General features: G+C 54.5%; 13 protein-coding genes and 2 tRNA genes. 3 read left to right on the forward strand and 12 right to left on the reverse strand.

Annotated features, from left to right (window positions below):
- Positions 1 to 110: 110 nt before the first annotated feature.
- Positions 111 to 386 (forward strand): type II toxin-antitoxin system prevent-host-death family antitoxin, encoded by a 276-nt coding sequence (locus PT275_RS03595; RefSeq protein ID WP_277152417.1) that lies wholly within the window; start codon positions 111 to 113, stop codon positions 384 to 386.
- Between the two features lie 179 nt (positions 387 to 565).
- Entirely contained in the window at positions 566 to 730 is a 165-nt protein-coding gene (locus PT275_RS03600) for a hypothetical protein (protein ID WP_277153646.1), read from the forward strand.
- A 276-nt stretch (positions 731 to 1,006) separates the two neighbouring features.
- Here the strand turns inward: PT275_RS03600 and PT275_RS03605 are convergent, their stop codons facing one another.
- Positions 1,007 to 1,492, reverse strand: coding sequence for a hypothetical protein (locus PT275_RS03605; protein ID WP_277152419.1), 486 nt, complete (start codon positions 1,490 to 1,492; stop codon positions 1,007 to 1,009).
- A 310-nt stretch (positions 1,493 to 1,802) separates the two neighbouring features.
- Positions 1,803 to 1,876, reverse strand: a tRNA-Pro gene (locus tag PT275_RS03610).
- 284 nt (positions 1,877 to 2,160) lie between these two features.
- Here PT275_RS03610 and PT275_RS03615 point away from each other — a divergent pair.
- The gene (locus tag PT275_RS03615; protein ID WP_277152421.1) at positions 2,161 to 3,354 is read left to right on the forward strand and encodes an ABC transporter permease; all 1,194 of its coding nucleotides are present in this window, start codon (positions 2,161 to 2,163) and stop codon (positions 3,352 to 3,354) included.
- Positions 3,355 to 3,500: 146 nt separating this feature from the next.
- On the opposite strand, the gene PT275_RS03620 is transcribed toward PT275_RS03615, so the two are convergent.
- The 10 genes from PT275_RS03620 to coaE form a co-directional block, all read right to left on the reverse strand.
- Complete coding sequence (locus tag PT275_RS03620; RefSeq protein WP_277152424.1) at positions 3,501 to 4,157, reverse strand: NUDIX hydrolase; 657 nt, start codon at positions 4,155 to 4,157, stop codon at positions 3,501 to 3,503.
- Between the two features lie 122 nt (positions 4,158 to 4,279).
- On the reverse strand, positions 4,280 to 5,194 hold the full coding sequence (locus PT275_RS03625; protein WP_277152426.1) for a Nif3-like dinuclear metal center hexameric protein: 915 nt from the start codon (positions 5,192 to 5,194) through the stop codon (positions 4,280 to 4,282).
- A gap of 101 nt (positions 5,195 to 5,295) precedes the next feature.
- Positions 5,296 to 8,337: a DNA polymerase I gene (gene polA, locus PT275_RS03630; protein WP_277153647.1), complete on the reverse strand. Its 3,042-nt coding sequence runs from the start codon at positions 8,335 to 8,337 to the stop codon at positions 5,296 to 5,298.
- Positions 8,338 to 8,599: 262 nt separating this feature from the next.
- A complete protein-coding gene (locus tag PT275_RS03635) occupies positions 8,600 to 9,412 on the reverse strand; it encodes a response regulator (protein ID WP_277152428.1) in 813 nt (270 codons plus the stop codon).
- A gap of 92 nt (positions 9,413 to 9,504) precedes the next feature.
- Positions 9,505 to 9,578, reverse strand: a tRNA-Leu gene (locus tag PT275_RS03640).
- Positions 9,579 to 9,829: 251 nt separating this feature from the next.
- Entirely contained in the window at positions 9,830 to 11,278 is a 1,449-nt protein-coding gene (gene pyk, locus PT275_RS03645; protein WP_277152430.1) for a pyruvate kinase, read from the reverse strand.
- A gap of 140 nt (positions 11,279 to 11,418) precedes the next feature.
- Positions 11,419 to 12,408 (reverse strand): TerC family protein, encoded by a 990-nt coding sequence (locus PT275_RS03650; protein ID WP_277152433.1) that lies wholly within the window; start codon positions 12,406 to 12,408, stop codon positions 11,419 to 11,421.
- A gap of 187 nt (positions 12,409 to 12,595) precedes the next feature.
- A complete protein-coding gene (locus PT275_RS03655) occupies positions 12,596 to 13,927 on the reverse strand; it encodes an MFS transporter (protein ID WP_277152435.1) in 1,332 nt (443 codons plus the stop codon).
- A 322-nt stretch (positions 13,928 to 14,249) separates the two neighbouring features.
- A complete protein-coding gene (gene uvrB, locus PT275_RS03660) occupies positions 14,250 to 16,364 on the reverse strand; it encodes an excinuclease ABC subunit UvrB (protein WP_277152437.1) in 2,115 nt (704 codons plus the stop codon).
- Between the two features lie 142 nt (positions 16,365 to 16,506).
- On the reverse strand, positions 16,507 to 17,229 hold the full coding sequence (gene coaE, locus PT275_RS03665) for a dephospho-CoA kinase (RefSeq protein ID WP_277152439.1): 723 nt from the start codon (positions 17,227 to 17,229) through the stop codon (positions 16,507 to 16,509).
- Positions 17,230 to 17,234 lie beyond the last annotated feature (5 nt).

A 17,234-nucleotide genomic window follows, 5' to 3' on the forward strand; every position in this document is an offset into this window, starting at 1 on the left:
ATGATTTTAGAACCAAGTTTTATACAAAGACGCAAGAGTGAAAGCGAAATCACCTCTTACCTATATAATGATGATATACATGTAAATTTTCATGCAAATATGAGGTTGAAATGAGTATTGAAGTACCTTTGGACACGATGGTTCCTATCAGCACGTTTAGCCGCGGAGGCGCAAGCAAAGCTTTCGCGCGGGTCAAGGATGGCAGGCCAGTTACTGTGCTGCGCAACAATGAACCCACTTACGTTATCGTCGACCGACACGATTACGAAGAGCTTCGTCAGGCGCAAATCGAGCAGGAAAACGCTGAAGCACGACGTCAAGTGGAAGCCGGCGAAGGCCACACCTTCTCCAGCGTCCAAGAGATGAGGAATTTCCTCGATGCTTAAGAACATCCACTCAATACCAGCTTTCGAAAAAGACTATCGAGTCCTGAAAAAAACATCGCGACATGGATAAGTTGTGGGCTGCAGTCGACGCAATCATGACCGAAAACCGAGCGAAGCTCGATACATAATACCGTGACCACGCGCTCAAAGGGAACTGGCTGGGCTACCGAGAGCTGCACATCGAAGGCGATTGGCTTCTCATCTACCGTATCGAGGAAAACGGCATCTCATTAGTTCTGACCCGGACGGACACCCACGACAATTTATTTTCGGCCAAAATCTCGAAAAAGATCATAAGACAATACGGAAAGTCATCACGTCATTCTGGCAAAATTGGCAACTAGTCTGTAAGGCCGCAGAATAGAAGCTTTGAATAAATCTATATTTGAACTGAAACATATCTCGTAATCGAATACAACGTTTCAAATCTAAAATTCGGCATGAAGGATTTAAATCTGTGACAGCTTGTTTAGTTGACATATAAAACAACTAGTAACAGACAATACCGGAAATCACCGGAAACATTGGTATTTCAGGGGTTAAAAGCGAAAATATATGTCCGAACGGCTGCCAGTATCTCTCAGCTTTCTGCACGCACGCCCCGTTCCATGTGCTGGGTTTCATTCCGCTTCTTTAGGCACCTTGATAATTGGTTTTCGGTTGCCTTTGACTGCAAACGGGAGGCTGTTGGCCTGCTCGTAGATGTTCTGAACGAGCTTCTCGATTTCATCCGCATGGCCGGTCGTAGACAGAAACTGAGAAACGGCTTGGTCGTAGTGGTTTTTGTTGTCGGTATTCAGCCGCTTCCAATTGATGTTTTTAAAATGCTCCAACAGCGGTTGGGAATTCGGTGGAAGGCTGACCCTTCCCTGCTCGACGAGCACCGCGATGATGGGATATCCCGCATAATGCTGCCAGTACGTCGCGTTGTCGTTGGAGGAATACAGTCCGTCGGAAATCATCACCGTATAGCGTTTCATGTGGGCCGATGAAGTCACGATGGCCTTCGATTCCGGACCGCACAATTGAACACGGCCATCCGCCACCGCACTCAAAGCCTCGTATATCTTTGCAATCGGGGTTGGTTTTCTGAGAATATCAGGCATATGGAGACTTCCTTTCGATACGTCATTGACAAGGGCTAAATTTCTGAACCGGCAGCAACCAGATTACGGTTGCGACCAGACCGTCGCGATTACACTGAATACGTATGCGAAATTGCGGCCAGAGCGGTTGGATGAGTTTGCCGACGCCGTTGTTAGGGCGCGGGCTTCGGAGATGGAAAGATGACCTACAGTGTTGACTGGATGTTGACTGTAGCAGGGCATGTGCGGCAATATTGACTAATGTTAACTGTTTTGTTTTTCCATTGTTTTGGCGATACCTTGGAACCCCAGTGTTTCCAATGGCTCTAAGTCGGGATGACAGGATTTGAACCTGCGACATCCTGCTCCCAAAGCAGGCGCGCTACCAAACTGCGCTACATCCCGATGTGCCAAGCAAAACAAAGCACAATCAACAAGTATAGCGCAACCCCGGCCACACGACTCGCTAGAATGGGCAATAGCAAAAACAATAAACAAACATGAGTGCAACAGGCGTGACGAATTCTGAACCCCAATCGCTAAGCAGGCATAACGGAAACGTCCACGGCGACAGATAATAATCACAAGTTACGTGGCCATCGCCAACGTGTATCGGTCACCAACCAACAGCAAACCGAAAATCGGCACTCATCTGAAACACGAAAAACGACAACACACGAAGGGCAACAATGGGACTGCATCAGCGCACGGAGACCTCGGGACTCATCTCCTTCCTTATCTGCGCGATTACCGGAGCAAGCGGCATGGCGCTATGCGTCTCGGCACTGCCGGCCTCGTGGATGATCAGCCGACGCCAGTTCGTCATCGCCTCCATCATCATCGCTGCGTGCGGCACCATCTCCTTCATTTTCGGCTACGCACGACGCTCAAGTTCGTTCAACACGCACAACCGTTGGATAGCGATTCTCCGACGCCTGGTCGAAATCCTCGCACTCGCGACGGTCTACGCCTCCACACTGTTCCTCACCTCGTTTGCGATTCTGAGCATGGCCAACAACCTCATGGGTACGATGTTCCTCGAATACATCGTGGCAGTCTGCGCCGGTTTCTCAGGCGTCGCAGGCTACGTCACCTTCGTACAGGCCGAACTGATGGACGCGAAGACATTGGCCGGCTTATTGCCGCTTTTCGTGGTCGCCGGCGTCAGCGTCGCAGGCCTGACGACGGACGATCCGAACTGGTACACCAACAATTTCTCGCAACTTGGCGACCGCACCACCTTCGCCGCGCGCATGTTCAACTCGACCCTGGTTCTGGCCGGCATCTGCATCATTATCATCAGCTACTTCGCCATTTCCGAGCTGGTCACCTCATATCGTCAACGCCAGGAATGGAATCAGGAACAGGGCCCGCTGCACTCTAGTCATATCAAGCACTATAAGGCACGTCTGATCTGTCTTTCAGTGATGCTCGCTTTCTCCGGTATCGCCTTCATCGGTATCGGCACGTTCCGCTATACGCCGCATCCTATCCTACACAACGTATTCGCCCGTGGCATCGTCGTCGTCATGGGGCTGCTTCTGCTGACGCTCCCCTGGCTCGCCCCACAGCTTTCCCTCGCCATTTATGCGGCCGGTTACCTCGCCATCGCCGTTTGCGGATTTGTGCTTATCCAATGGCTCAACGGCGCCAATACGATGACTAACGTCGAGGCCTTGGCCGGGCTCGTCTTCCTTGGCTGGTTCATCATGTTCTCTCGTCAGATAGCCGCCATCGAGGCCGACCGTATCGCCGAGCAGGTTTTACATGCCGACGAAGAACAGTCTAAAACCGACTTGGATACGGCCAATATCGCCGAAACAATCCCGTCTTCGGTTGAGAAGAACCATCGCATGCATTCACGTATCGCGGCCACCCAGTAAGGCAACGCAACGATAAGATTACCGACTATTTAATATTTGTCACTGTGCTAAGAGTTTGTTTCATTGACAAATATTTGTAATGCGTGTGATTGAGAATCTAAAACTCACACATTCCTCGTGAAACCAACAGCACAAGAATTATGACATCAATCTTTCGCTGCCAACCGTTCATGCAAACGGCGAATCTGCTCATGCTGGATGGCGATGGTGGAATCGGCGGCCTGAATGCCGATGCCGGTGAGTTCCTGCCACGTCACCCAAGTGGACTGCACATGCTCGTCTTTGTCAAAACGACGTGGCTCCTGCGTCCAAGAAGACAAATGAACCACGAAAATATGCGCCAGCTCGTTGGTCATGCCGCCTGAGGAATAAAAATCGCCGACAAGTTCCAAACGCACCGACTGCTCGTCTTTCGGCGTCACGCCGGTTTCCTCCCGCAGCTCACGCAGCGCAGAGGTTTCGGGCTTTTCGCCGTCTTCCATCAACCCTGCCGGGAAACCGTACGTGAACCTGTCGGGTCCGACACGGTACTCACGCTCCAGCAGATATTTGTCTTGAACCTCATCGTGAACCAACATCACCACGGCCTGCGGATGGACCAGAATCTGCCTGCGGACAGGCACTTCCCTGCCGTCGGTTTTCGCGAGCGCCAACTGGCGGTCATCAATATGGAAGATGGCCCCGCGATAGACGGTCTCACTGGAAATCAAACGCACGGGTGCTTCCATGTCAACGCCGTCAGTCGAATCTTGCAGCCGCTTATTGACCTCGGCACGAATACGCTCCATCGCTTCTAAACCCATATTCCCCAACTTCCCCTACTGCAGTCCTTGACCGCAACAAATTATCACACGCCGACATATTGTTTCCGGCTAATTTCAGATTCTTCTTATTCCAAGATTCAAAGTAAGTCGGATGACATAGCCTAATTGTCAGACGCCATATTCTCATTCACGAGCGTGAATTCGTCGCGCCCCAGCACCAGTTGCCAAGGATCGGTGACGATACCGATGCGCTTGGTCTCGGGACGGAAACCGGTGGTCTTCTCCACGATATCCGCAACATCATCAAGCGCGTATCTGAACCACATCGACTCGATGGCCGAATGTGGCGTGTTGATCAGCGCCGGTTTCATGGTCGTATGATTGAGCGCCGCCTCGTACCAAGCCTGCTGCAGCGCGTCCGTGGCAGGATGGTGGCGCAAATCACTGGTGACATAGACATCGGCACCCGATATACGCACATCATTAAAATTCGAATCACCGGAACCCGGTAACACGGCAATGCGCTGCACCTCGGCATCAAGATCACCCGCCACCTGAATGCCGTACTTGGTTTTCGGCACCTCGTCGGCCACACGCTGCGCAAACGCACGTAGCGTCATCGGTTCCTTCAAGGTACCAACCCGGCCCAAACCCACCGGACGACCATCGTCCTGGCCGGTGGTAACCAGCGGTTGTTGCTTGCGCAATCCGAACGCATCGGCGGCGGCCTGGGCGACCCCGCGGTAGGCGACATCGGCGTTGGTGTGGCCGACCCACAGCCCGCAGTGTGCCCGATACAGTTTCCCGGTGATGGCGCCATGCACCCCGTAGCCCGAAACCTCGTGCACCGCACGGAAGAAGAGCGGGTGGTGGCAGACAAGCAGGTCAGCGCCCATCGCAATGGCCTTGTCGACCACGGCCATGGTCGGGTCGGCGGCGAAAACGATTTTGCCGACGGCATCGTTCAAATCGCCGACGATCAGCCCGGGATGATCCCAATCCTCGGCGAATTCGAGCGGGTAAAGCTGCTCCAACGCTCCGGCGACCTGCCTGAGATTCGGTTTCTGACCAGTCATATTGTCCTCCGTTTGTTGCTTCTTATCGCTGATATCGTTTATAACGTTTTCGTGCCAAACACGTCAGTTCGCACCGACATCACCCGGATTGACGGCCGGTATCAGTGCGCGGCGGCCTGCCAGTCGGAGCCGATGCCGATGGAAACATCCAGCGGCACGGCCAGGTCGACGGCGTGCTCCATGGCGTCACGCACCAAAACGCTGACCTGCTCGCTCTCTCCCGGCGCGACTTCCAGCACGAGTTCATCGTGAATCTGCAGGATGACGCGGCTCTTGACACCAGCCTTGCGCAGCGCATAGTCGGCGCGAATCATCGCGATCTTCATGATGTCGGCTGCCGAGCCCTGAATCGGCGCATTGAGCGCGCCACGTTCGGCGGCGTCCCGCACCTGACGACGCTGGGATTTGAGTCCCGGGAAGTAGCGTCGGCGTCCGAACATCGTCTCCGTATAGCCTTTTTCACGGGCGGTGGCGACCAGCGACTCCAGATAATCGTGCACCTTACCAAACGTGGCGAAATACTTGGTTTTCAGGACGTCCGCCTCAGCCGGGCTGATCTTAAGCTGCTGCGAAAGCCCATACGTGCTCAACCCGTAGGCAAGCCCGTAGCTCATCGCCTTGACGTGGCTGCGCTGGTCGGAAGTGATCTCATCCATTGGAATGTCATACACAAGGCTGGCCACGTAGCGATGGAAGTCCGCACCTGACTTGAACGCCTCGATCAACGATTCGTCGCCGGAAAGGTCGGCCATGATGCGCAGCTCAACCTGCGAGTAATCGCAGCTCAGCAACGATTCGAAGCCCTCACCCGGCACGAACGCGGAGCGGATCTCGCGGCCGGTGGCGTTGCGGTTGGGGATGTTCTGCAGATTCGGATCGACCGAACTCAGGCGTCCGGTGGCCGCGACGGTCTGCTCGAAGGTCGTGTGGATCCTGCCGTCCTTGCGGTTGGTGGAGTCCAGCAGCGTCTGCGCGATCTGCTTGAGCTTATTGGTCTCGCGGTGGCGCAGCAGCGCCCCGATGAAATTGCTCGCCTGCTCGTCTTGTGCGTACTTGACATACAGATCCTGCAATGTGGCAGCGTTGGTGGTGTATGAACCGGACTTGGTCTTCCGCGAAGGTTTGAGTCCCATTTCGTCGAACAGTACCGTCTGAAGCTGTTTGGGACTTTGCAGGTTGAGCTCGTGTCCGGCGGCGTCGAAGGCGATCTGCTGGGCCTGATCGGCATCGGCCGCGAATCCGTCAAGCAGCTCGTGCAACCGTCCCATATCGACCTTTGCACCTGCGTCTTCAATGCCATAAAGCACCTGCGAGACCGGCAATTCGATGGATCGCAGCAGCCCGTATTGCTTGCGCTGGTCGATCGGGGTCTTGAGGAAATCAGCGAGCGCCCGCACGATAGCGGCATCGTTCACGGCTGCCTGCCGAATTTCCCTTGAAGCGTCATCGTCGCCGGCGGAATCGCCTTCGTCACCAAAATCAAGTTCGCCCTGTGCCTGTTTAGGCTTGCTTTCGGCGATGTCGAGCTTGAGGAAATGTTCAGCGGCCTTTTGCAGCGTTTCGGCATGGAAATCGGGATGGACCAAGTAGCCGGCAAGTTTGGTGTCGAACAACGGCCGACGCAACGTCACACCAGCAGAAGCCAGCATATGCAGGTGTTCCTTGTAGCCGTGCACCACCATTGAGGTGTGGAAAATGTCCAACAAGGACTGCAAGACGGAACGCATGGCATTATCAATGGTTTCCGCGCCGAATGCGGCTGCCTCGTTATCGGCCAACAGCGCCACGGCTTCCAGTTTCGCGTTCCCCGGTTTGGAACGCCCGGAAGCGTAAAGAACCCACGAATGATTGACCTTTTCGGAACAACACATATCACGATCGACCAATTCTGGCCCTTTGGCACCGTCGATAATCGCCTGCTCGTCCGTCTTTTCGGCAGCGGCTACCTCAGCATCGTAACTGTTCTGTCTTTCCGCAAACGTCCGGCCTGAATTGTCACCCGGTTTGTCGCCCGCATGGTCGGCGCGTTCTGAGCCATCATCTTTTTCGCCAAAAGTCTGAATAATGCAATCAGGGTTGATCTTACCCGCCGGATACACTGGCGCGATGTGCTCGTTGATCCAGTTCCCCAGCTCGCCGGCATCGTGGATTTCGGTGATTTGCGGAACCTTCACACTAACTTCGTCATGACTCGCCTCGTCGGAAGTCACCGAATCCGCGTCCCCTGGCATGACCCCGCCATTGAAGGATTTGACCAGCCGGTTCTTGGAACGGTTGCCGAACTCGAGCTTTGAGAAGATCACGTTGACCTTGTCCATGTCCATGCCGCCAAGGGTAAAATCGTCAATGGTGGCACCGAGGTCAAGGTCGCGCAACACAGCGTTGACACGACGGTTGAGCTTGACCTGGTCGATGTTGTCGCGCAGCGCCTGCCCTTTTTTGCCGGGCAGTTCGTCGGCGTGTTCGATGATGCCGTCAAGCCCGCCGTACTGGTTAATCCACTTGGCCGCGTACCCGTCGCCCACGCCTGGCACACCGGGGATATTGTCGGCGGTCTCGCCTCGCATGGCCGCCAAATCCGGGTATTGCTGCGGGGTGACATGGTATTTCTCAACAATGGCATCGGGGGTCATGTGCTTCAAGTCCTTGAAGTGATGGCCAGGATAGAGCACAGTGATATCGTCATCGATCAGCTGGAAGGCATCGCGGTCACCGGAAAGCACCAGCGTCTTATATCCAGCATCCTCGCCCATCGAGGCCATGGTGCCGATGATGTCATCGCCCTCGTAGCCCTTCTTTTCCACATACTTGACGCCCAGAGCCTTCAGCAGGTCCTGAATAATCGGCAGCTGGCTCAGCAGCTCTTCGGGAGCAGCATCCCTAGTTCCTTTGTATTGCGGCAGCATCTTATTGCGGAACGTACCGCCGGCCATGTCGAAGGCAACGGCGAGATGGTCGGGCTTTTCATTATCAAGCACTTGCGCAAGCATGGTCGAAAATCCCCATACGGCATTTGTCGGTTGGCCGGCGGAAGTCGAGAAGCTTTCGACGGGCAGCGCAAAGTAAGCGCGAAAAGCAAGGGAATGGCCGTCGACTACCAGCAAAGTGCCTTTTGATTTTTCGGAACCGTTTGATTCCGTGATATCACTGGCTTTTGCGGCACCATTGGATTCTGCGCTATCACTCGCCACCGTAGCACCCTTCGATTGTTTTGTATCGCTTACTTTTGCGCTGCTTTCCGCCGCCGCGGCACCGTTCAGGTTCTTCGTGCTCTCGCTATCACTCATAAGACCGTTGTTCCTCGTTCTGTCGTTGCGTACGCCGTGTTGTCTCCACTATACAAATATCGCCTGCCGATTCATAGGCGAATCGACAGGCGACTTCATCAAAACTCAGTAATTTGGCTTAGCGCTGCTGGGGTTCCGGCTTCGGGTCGCCGTACTTGGCGATGATGGCCATAGCCAAGCGCTTCTTGGGGATACGCTGATCCATCGAGGTCTTCTGAATCCAGCGGAAGGCACCCTGTTCGGAGAAGTCCGCCTTGTCCATCAACAGGCCTTTGGCGCGATCGACGAGCTTGCGCTCTTCGAGCGTGTCCTCAGCCTTCTTGAGCTTTTCTTCGGCTTCCTTGAGCTGGGACTGGGTTTCCTTGAGCTTGCCTTCGTTCACCTCGACCGTGTCGAGCAAATCATTGATTTCGGCGAAGCGACCCATGGCGACTTCGAGCGCCGGCAGCAGCTTGGATTCCTCGTACGGCTTGGTGACGTAAGCCATGGCACCAGCGCCGGTGGCTTGTTTGACCAGGTCGGGCTGCGAATAGGCAGTGAGCATGACGACCGGCGCGATGTTCTCGTCGCAAATCGTTCCTGCAGCAGCAATACCATCCATACGCGGCATCTTGACATCCATGCAAACGACGTCGGGACGGAACTTGCGGGTAAGCTCGACGGCTTCCTCACCATTGGCGGCCTCGCCGACGACTTTGTAGCCATTGTCTTCAAGCATGGCCACCAGGTCCATACGATTCACCGACTCGTCTTCGGCCACGACAACGGTACGCTGGCGCGGCTTGCCATCATCCTCAGCCTTCTGCGGCTTGGCTTCATCGGCGACGGCATCGATGTCATCGGTGGCCGCAGCCTTCAATTCTTCATCTGTCAGAATCTGATCCATATCATTATCCATTTCTGTATTCACTTCCGCACCTGTTGTCTTCATGCCTTCTCAGTCTCTTACAACAATATGTCAAGTACAGAGCACATTAATACTATGATATATCAATCATTAAAAAGTGATAAACCCACTCAACGTGCCCTTGGTGGGACTCGAACCCACACTGCACAGATTTTGAGGCTGTTTCCTCTACCAATTGGGATACAAGGGCTTGTATCGGGCCGCAACCCAAGGGATTGCAACCATTCAAAAATAGCATAATCAAGCGACGTAGGAGTGTTGATTTCGTCATCTGCGTGTCTTCTCGCATATTCCGAACGATCCTAGCGACTTAACACAAACGGCAATCTCCGGCCCCTCAAACGTTCCCGTTTTACAAAGCCGAAAATTGCCGTTCAAGAAACGGTCAAGCCTTCAGCGAACGGCTATGTAACCGAACCAAAAAGCCTTTCCTCATGATTTTCAGTCAGTGTCGCAAGCGCCGACAGTGTGCACGTAAAGCGAGTCGGTGCGACCGGCCTTATGCTCACCTTGAGCAGAGCTCAGCACGACGATCTTGTCGCCATTGACGACCTTGCCGGCATCGCGGAGCAGCTTGTCGGTGAAGACCATCAGCTCATGACGGTTCATGTCGTGATAATCGGCATCAGTGCAGAATCCTTCGGTACCCCAGCTCAGAGCCAGCCAATGATAGGTGTGCTCGTTGTTGGTGATGCCATAAATCGGGGCTGCCGGACGTTCGCGGGAGACGCGGTGCACGGTGGAACCGGTCTGCGTGTAAGCCACGATGGCCTTGGCATTGATCTTGTCGGCCAGGTCGACGGCGGCGGAGGAAACAGCGCCGGTGCTCGACATGTCGAGGTTGTTCAAAGAGGGGATGCGGTTGAAACCATGCTCAGTGGCATAGCCGGAGATACGGGCCATCGTGTTGACGGTCTGTGCCGGATACTTGCCGACGGCGGTTTCGTTGGAGGTCATGGTGGCATCGGCACCGTCGAGGACGGCGTTGGCGCAATCGGAGGCTTCTGCACGTGTCGGGATCGGGGAATTGACCATGGATCCCAGGACTTCGGTGGCAACGATGACGGGCTTGGCGTATTCGCGGGACAGCTCGATGCAGCGCTTGGTGACCAGCGGAACCTCTTCGAACGGCATTTCAACGGCCATATCGCCACGGGCGACCATGATGCCATCAAACGCCTTGACGATCTCTTCGAGGTTCTCGACAGCCTGCGGCTTCTCGATCTTCGCGATGATCGGGATGCGACGGCCTTCCTCGTCCATGATCTCATGGGCGCGGTCGATGTCGGTGGCAAAACGCACGAAGGACATGGCGATGATATCGGCACCGGTTTGGATGGCCCAACGCAGGTCGGCCTCATCCTTCTCGGTCAATGCCGGCAGGCTCACGGCCACACCCGGCAGGTTGATGCCCTTGTGGCTGGAAACCGGTCCACCGACCAGAACCTTGGTGTAGACCTTGTTGCCCTCGACCTTGGTGACCTCGAGACGAACCTTGCCATCATCGATGAGGACGGGATCGCCGGCATGGCAATCGCCAGGCAGACCCTTGAAGGTGGTCGACGTGATATGCTCGTCACCCTCGATGTCTTCGGTGGTGATGACGAATTCCTGACCGGTCTCAAGCTGGACCTTATCTTCGCCATCGGCGTTCTTCTTGAACCAGCCGCAGCGAATCTTCGGACCCTGCAGATCGACCAAGGCAGCGACATTGCGGCCCGTGGTCTTGGAAGCCTGACGAACGTTGTTGTAGACCTTCAGATGATCTTCGGTAGTGCCGTGCGAACGGTTGAGACGCGCGACATCCATGCCGTTCTTGACCAGCTCGGTCAAGTTCTCCAGCGATTCGCTCGCTGGACCGATGGTGTCTACGATTTTTGCTTTCCTCATGAAATACCTGCCTATCTTAACTGACATGTTGATGGCGGGAATTGACCCGCAACAACTCTTCAGTCTACTAGCATTCACAAGTGTTTGTTGCCGTTACGCTGACTTTTCTGTGAGCGTTCACATTTATATGAGGTTAGTGATTATCGCTGCACCGCTTTGGCTTCATCTGATTTCATCTTGATGACGCTGACCAGCGCTGCCGTGCCGATAGCCACGATGATGACGCAAAGCGAGACCCAAGTCGGGATTTCGGGAACCTGTGCAAGTGGCCGGCCACCATTGATGAACGGCAACGAATTGCCGTGCAATGCCTCCATCACCAGTTTGACGCCGATGAATCCGAGGACAACCGCCAAACCATATGGCAAATATTCCAGCTTGTCGAGCAGCGCGCCGAGCAGGAAGTAAAGCTGCTGCAAGCCGAGAAGGGCAAAGATGTTGGAAGTGAAGACGATGAAAGGGTCTTTGGTAAGGCCAAATATCGCCGGAATCGAATCGAAGGCGAACATCACGTCCGTGGTGCCGATGGTCAGGAAAACGATGAGCATCGGAGTGAAGAACTTCTTGCCGTCACGCTCCGTACGGATTTTCTCGCCGTCATATTCGTCAGTGATCTTTACCACCTTACGAAGCGCGCGGATGATGATGTTTTCGTGGTATTCCTCTTCCTCATCGTCGCCTGTCACCAGTTTGACGGCGGTATAGATGAGGAATGCACCGAAAATGAAGAAGACCCAGGTGAACCGCTGAACAACGGCCGCACCGACAAGAATGAAGAGCCCGCGCAAAAGAAGCGCGATGGTGATGCCAACGCTCAACACATATTTCTGCAGTTTTTTGGGCACAGCGAAATTCGTCATGATAATTACAAAGACGAAAAGGTTGTCAATGCTCAGCGAGTATTCGGTAAGCCATCCCGAATAGAACTCAAGTGCCGGCTTCGAACCGGAAACCAACCAGACCAATCCGCCGAAAATAAGTGCCGCAACGACGAAGAAGGCGATGTGCTGCACGCATTCCTTGGTGGAGGGGACATGTGGCCTTCGGCCGATGACAAACAAATCGACAACAAAGAAAATCGCCAGCACCACGTATGTGACGATCATAAACGCAAGGGGTGTTTCGGCCATATTCATAGCCTACGGGGTAGCGATGACTGAACGGACCATTACCAACATAGCTCAAATTCAACGTTAAAACCCACGGCCCATCTTCACTTCGAATGGACCAAACAGAAGAAGGGCACCTTCAAAAAGCGAAACTCACGCATTTGAAGATGCCTTATATTACCGACAAACTCGCCAGAGCGAATGGTTGTCAGACGGACTGTTTGATGGCCTTCTCTTTCTTCAGGGTGAAGATGTGCAGGAAAACCGCGCAGACGGTGCAGAGCACCACAGCGACCAGCAACATGATCAAGCCGGCGTTCCAACCATAATGGTCAACGGCGACGCCGAGCAGGCTGGTGCCGAAGGTGGAACCGAGGACGTAGCTCATGAACCCACGCAGGCCGACCGTCGAACCGACGGCGAAGGGCGGGACGACTTCCATGGTCTGAACGGAATCAAGGAACTGCGGGATGTAGACCATGCAGCCGGCCAAAGCGGCGAATACGGTGACCGCCACGACCGAGGAACTCGTCCAATATCCGATGATGCAGAAGACAATGATCACCAAAGCGATAATGGCCGGAGGCATACGGTGCCCCTTGAAAAGCTTGTCGGAGATGATGCCGGCGAGCAGCGTCGAGGGGATGGCAGCCCACTCGAAGAAGGTGAAGGCCACCATCATCTGGCTATGGCTGAAGCCTTTGGCCTGGGTGAGGAAGATCGGAATCCAGGTGAGGATGCCGAAGCGGATCATATAGACGAAGGTGTCCATGAACGAGACTAGCCAGGCACCGACATTGGTGAAGACATACTTGGTGAGAATCTGCCAGGACGAAAGATCCTTGTAATCCACATCACCCTGTTCCTCCTTGGTCTCCTCAAGAGGCTCAAGACCCTCTTCCTCAGGACGGCCTTTGATGAGGAACCAGATCACCACCGCGAGGATGATCGCGATGATGGCTGGGAAGATGTAGTAGGCGAAACGCCAGTTTCCGGTTCCGACGACACCCAGCATGAAACCGGCGATGGGAGAAACCAGGCCGCCGCCGACATTATGGGAGCAGTTCCAGATCGAAGTGATGAAGCCACGATCCTTCTTCTTGAACCAGGTCGATAAAATGATGAATGCAGGCCCGACGCCCATCCCTTGGAACAGGCCCAAAAGAATAAGGATAAAGGCGATTGCCCAGATATTGACGCCGAAGAACGCCAAGCCGATGTTGAGGATGGCGCAGATGACCAGACCGGTTACCATGAAACGCTTCGGGTTGGCTTTGTCGGCCAAGGCGCTCATGAAGCCTTTGCCCAGACCGTAGGAAATCAACAGGCAACTGGAGAGCATGCCGATCTGGCCTTTGGTCAGATGCAGCTGTCCTTGAAGCTCAGGAGTGGAAAGCGTGAAGTTGTTACGCACGATGTAGAACGCAGCATAGCCAACGAACACGCCCACCAGCGACAGCCATTTATATCTGGCAAACACTGACTCGGCTTTTTCAGCAGGCACCGGCGGCTTATGCTGGATTTTCAGAAAACCTATCATATTGCTTTTCTCCCTATTTGTTTCCCATTTCCCAGTCTGTTTTGCTTTGCAAAAGACACAAAACAGCCATCATTTGCACTACCCTTCTATGGATATAGGCAAACAGACAAGAATAAATTTTATTATGGGATACTAATTAATCAATAGAGAAAAATTGGTGTGTCCAAAACCAATTGATAGAAAACAAAGATCTTTGAACGAAAATTGTCGTCTGAAATCAACAATTACAAGGTTCAACACCATATTATGAAACGCTTATAAAAGCAATCTGCATCGAGCAACGAAACAGCCAGCTAAAACAAGCCCGACGTATCAGAGGCTGTTATTTCTGGGCCTCCGTGATCTGACGAAGCTCTTTCTTGAGGTCTCGGATCTCGTCACGCAGGCGGGCGGCAAGTTCGAACTGAAGCTGCTCGGCCGCTGTGTGCATCTGATCGCTCATCTGGCGGATGAGGTCAGCCAGATCCTGCGCGGGCAGACCGGCGTTGATGATCTCGTCATGGTGCTTCTGCAAGTCGGCCTCGTCAAGCCCGGTGATGGCGATGCGTTTGTTGCTGCCGGCGCGCTTCTCATCGCGGTATCCACCAGCCAAAAGTGTTTCGGTATCGACATCTTCCTTCGCAAGCATGTCGGTGACATCACTAATCTTCTTGACCAACGGCTTCGGGTCGATGCCGTGCTTCTTATTATATTTGATCTGCTTTTCCCGTCGACGATTGGTCTCGCTGATGGCCGTTTCCATCGCGTCGGTGACCTCATCGGCGTACATGATGACAGTGCCGGAAACGTTACGGGCGGCACGGCCAATGGTCTGGATAAGCGAACGGTGCGAGCGCAGGAAGCCTTCCTTGTCAGCATCAAGAATCGCAACCAAGGAAACTTCAGGCAGATCAAGGCCCTCACGCAGCAGATTGATGCCGACAATGACGTCGATCTTGCCTTCTCGCAGTTCGCGCAGCAGCTCGACGCGACGGAGTGTGTCGACGTCGGAGTGCAGGTATTCGACCTTGATATCGCGTTCCAGCAGGTAGTCAGTCAGGTCTTCGGCCATTTTCTTGGTCAGTGTGGTGACCAGCACGCGCTCATGCCTGGCCACACGGTCCTTGATCTCACCGAGCAGATCGTCGATCTGCCCCTTGACCGGGCGCACGATGATTTTGGGATCCAGTAGACCGGTAGGCCGGATGATCTGTTCGACCACGCCGTCGGAAAGCCCCAGCTCATAGTCGCCGGGGGTCGCGGAAAGATAAACCGTCTGGCCGACACGGTCAAGGAATTCCGGCCATTTCAGCGGTCTGTTGTCCATCGCGGAGGGCAGACGGAACCCGTTCTCGACCAATGTACGCTTACGATTGGAATCACCTTCATACATGGCGCCGATTTGCGGGACCGTGACGTGCGATTCATCGATGACCAGCAGAAAATCGTCGGGGAAGAAATCGAGTAGGGTATGCGGCGGGCTGCCGGGCTCGCGTTCGTCGAAATGACGCGAATAGTTCTCGATGCCAGAACAGAAGCCGACCTGCTGGATCATCTCGAGATCATAGTTGGTACGCATTTCCAGACGCTGAGCTTCCAGCTCCTTACCCTGCTTGCGCAATTCGGCCGTACGGTCGACCAGCTCCTCCTTAATGGTCTTCAATGCATGTTCGGTGCGCTCAGGGCCGGCGATATAGTGCGATGCGGGGAAGATATGGACCTGCGGCTCGTGGGCGATCACATCGCCGGTCAACGGGTGCAGCGTGGAGATGCGGTCGATCTCGTCGCCGAAAAACTCGATGCGGATGGCCAGCTCCTCGTAGACGGGGATGATCTCGACAGTGTCGCCACGCACACGGAAGGTGCCACGGGTGAAGGCGATGTCGTTGCGCTTGTATTGCATCGCGACGAACTTGCGCAGGAGCGCATCGCGGTTGATCTCCTCCCCCTCGTGCAGGAAGAGCATGCGCCCGGCGTATTCCTCCGGCGTGCCCAGGCCGTAGATGCAGGAGACGGTGGCCACCACCACGCAGTCGTCCCGGGTCAAGAGGTTCGCGGTGGCGGCGTGACGCAGACGCTCCACGTCGTCGTTGACGTTCGAGTCCTTTTCGATATAGGTATCGGTTTGCGGAATATAGGCCTCGGGCTGGTAATAATCGTAATATGACACGAAGTAACTGACGGCATTGTCCGGCATCAGCTCGCGGAACTCGGCACACAGCTGCGCCGCCAAAGTCTTGTTGGGTTCCAGAATGAGGGTCGGGCGTTGCAGCTTTTCGATCAGCCATGCGGTGGTCGCGGTCTTGCCGGTGCCGGTGGCACCCATCAGCACCACGTCGTTCTCACCGTTCTCGATGCGTCGAGCGATCTCGTCAATGGCCTCCGGCTGGTCGCCGGATGGCTTGTACGGCGCCTTCACCACAAACGGATGATGCGTACGCTCGATATTGAACCCCATGCCTGTCTCAATTCCTTTCGTCTGCCCGGCAGCTCTCGAATCGCCTTAAAACGGAACCCTTCCCTCGGTTTTATTTTGAAAGCTTGTTCCAGGCCATTCAGCCAGATTCCCAAAACTTACTTTATGGCGAATCCGACCCCTTTCACTTCCATTGTGCGAACAGCATATCAATATGATCGAACATTTGTTCGATTGGCTGTGTCGAGTCGATGACCGCGTCAGAGATGGCCTCACGTTGCCGGCGGCTCGACTGATGGCGTATCCTGCCTTCGGCCTGCTCCCGACTCATGCTTCGTGTATCCATCATCCGCTGGATACGAATCTCCTCCGGCGCCTCGACAGTAAGAACATGGTCGAAAGTGAACGGAATGGTATCGATGACCTCGGCCAGCAGCGGCACGTCGTGGACGACAACGGGGCTTGGCAGAAGTTGCCTGACAGAAAGCTGATGGATTTCATCCACGTTAGCAGCGTTTTCAACATTGCCGGCGCTGCCAGTTTCGCTATTATGACCATCACCCTGTTTGTTGGATTCAGATTCATGTTTCTTTGCGATCTGCCGTTCCAATTTCTGGGCACGACGATAAATCAGTGGGTGCTCTATATCGTCAAGGCGTTGTTTGGCATCAGGCGCGGCTTGGGATGAAAAAACATGCGCAGCCATCCATCGGCGATTCAATGAGCCGTCAGGATTTATTGCATCAGTACCGAATTCCTCAACGATTTCGCGGATTCCTTCGCTGCCAGGCTCGACAACCTCGTGAGCCAGCTGATCGTAATCGATCAGATAGGCCCCACGTTCCTTCAAATGAGCGGCCACGGTACTTTTACCCGCTGCAATGCCCCCGGTCAATCCGATTCTCATCTATC

Origin of the sequence: Bifidobacterium sp. ESL0745, from assembly GCF_029433335.1 — a bacterium.
GTDB lineage: Bacteria > Actinomycetota > Actinomycetes > Actinomycetales > Bifidobacteriaceae > Bifidobacterium.

What these genes read in the sequence shown, in the direction of transcription:
- PT275_RS03615 (WP_277152421.1), top strand. Translation starts at nt 2,161, where the DNA reads ATGGGACTGCATCAGCGCACGGAGACCTCGGGACTCATCTCCTTCCTT.
- uvrB (WP_277152437.1), bottom strand. Translation starts at nt 16,364, where the DNA reads ATGGGGTTCAATATCGAGCGTACGCATCATCCGTTTGTGGTGAAGGCG.
- PT275_RS03635 (WP_277152428.1), bottom strand. Translation starts at nt 9,412, where the DNA reads ATGAAGACAACAGGTGCGGAAGTGAATACAGAAATGGATAATGATATG.
- coaE (WP_277152439.1), bottom strand. Translation starts at nt 17,229, where the DNA reads ATGAGAATCGGATTGACCGGGGGCATTGCAGCGGGTAAAAGTACCGTG.
- PT275_RS03625 (WP_277152426.1), bottom strand. Translation starts at nt 5,194, where the DNA reads ATGACTGGTCAGAAACCGAATCTCAGGCAGGTCGCCGGAGCGTTGGAG.
- pyk (WP_277152430.1), bottom strand. Translation starts at nt 11,278, where the DNA reads ATGAGGAAAGCAAAAATCGTAGACACCATCGGTCCAGCGAGCGAATCG.
- PT275_RS03620 (WP_277152424.1), bottom strand. Translation starts at nt 4,157, where the DNA reads ATGGGTTTAGAAGCGATGGAGCGTATTCGTGCCGAGGTCAATAAGCGG.
- PT275_RS03605 (WP_277152419.1), bottom strand. Translation starts at nt 1,492, where the DNA reads ATGCCTGATATTCTCAGAAAACCAACCCCGATTGCAAAGATATACGAG.
- PT275_RS03655 (WP_277152435.1), bottom strand. Translation starts at nt 13,927, where the DNA reads ATGATAGGTTTTCTGAAAATCCAGCATAAGCCGCCGGTGCCTGCTGAA.
- PT275_RS03650 (WP_277152433.1), bottom strand. Translation starts at nt 12,408, where the DNA reads ATGGCCGAAACACCCCTTGCGTTTATGATCGTCACATACGTGGTGCTG.
- PT275_RS03595 (WP_277152417.1), top strand. Translation starts at nt 111, where the DNA reads ATGAGTATTGAAGTACCTTTGGACACGATGGTTCCTATCAGCACGTTT.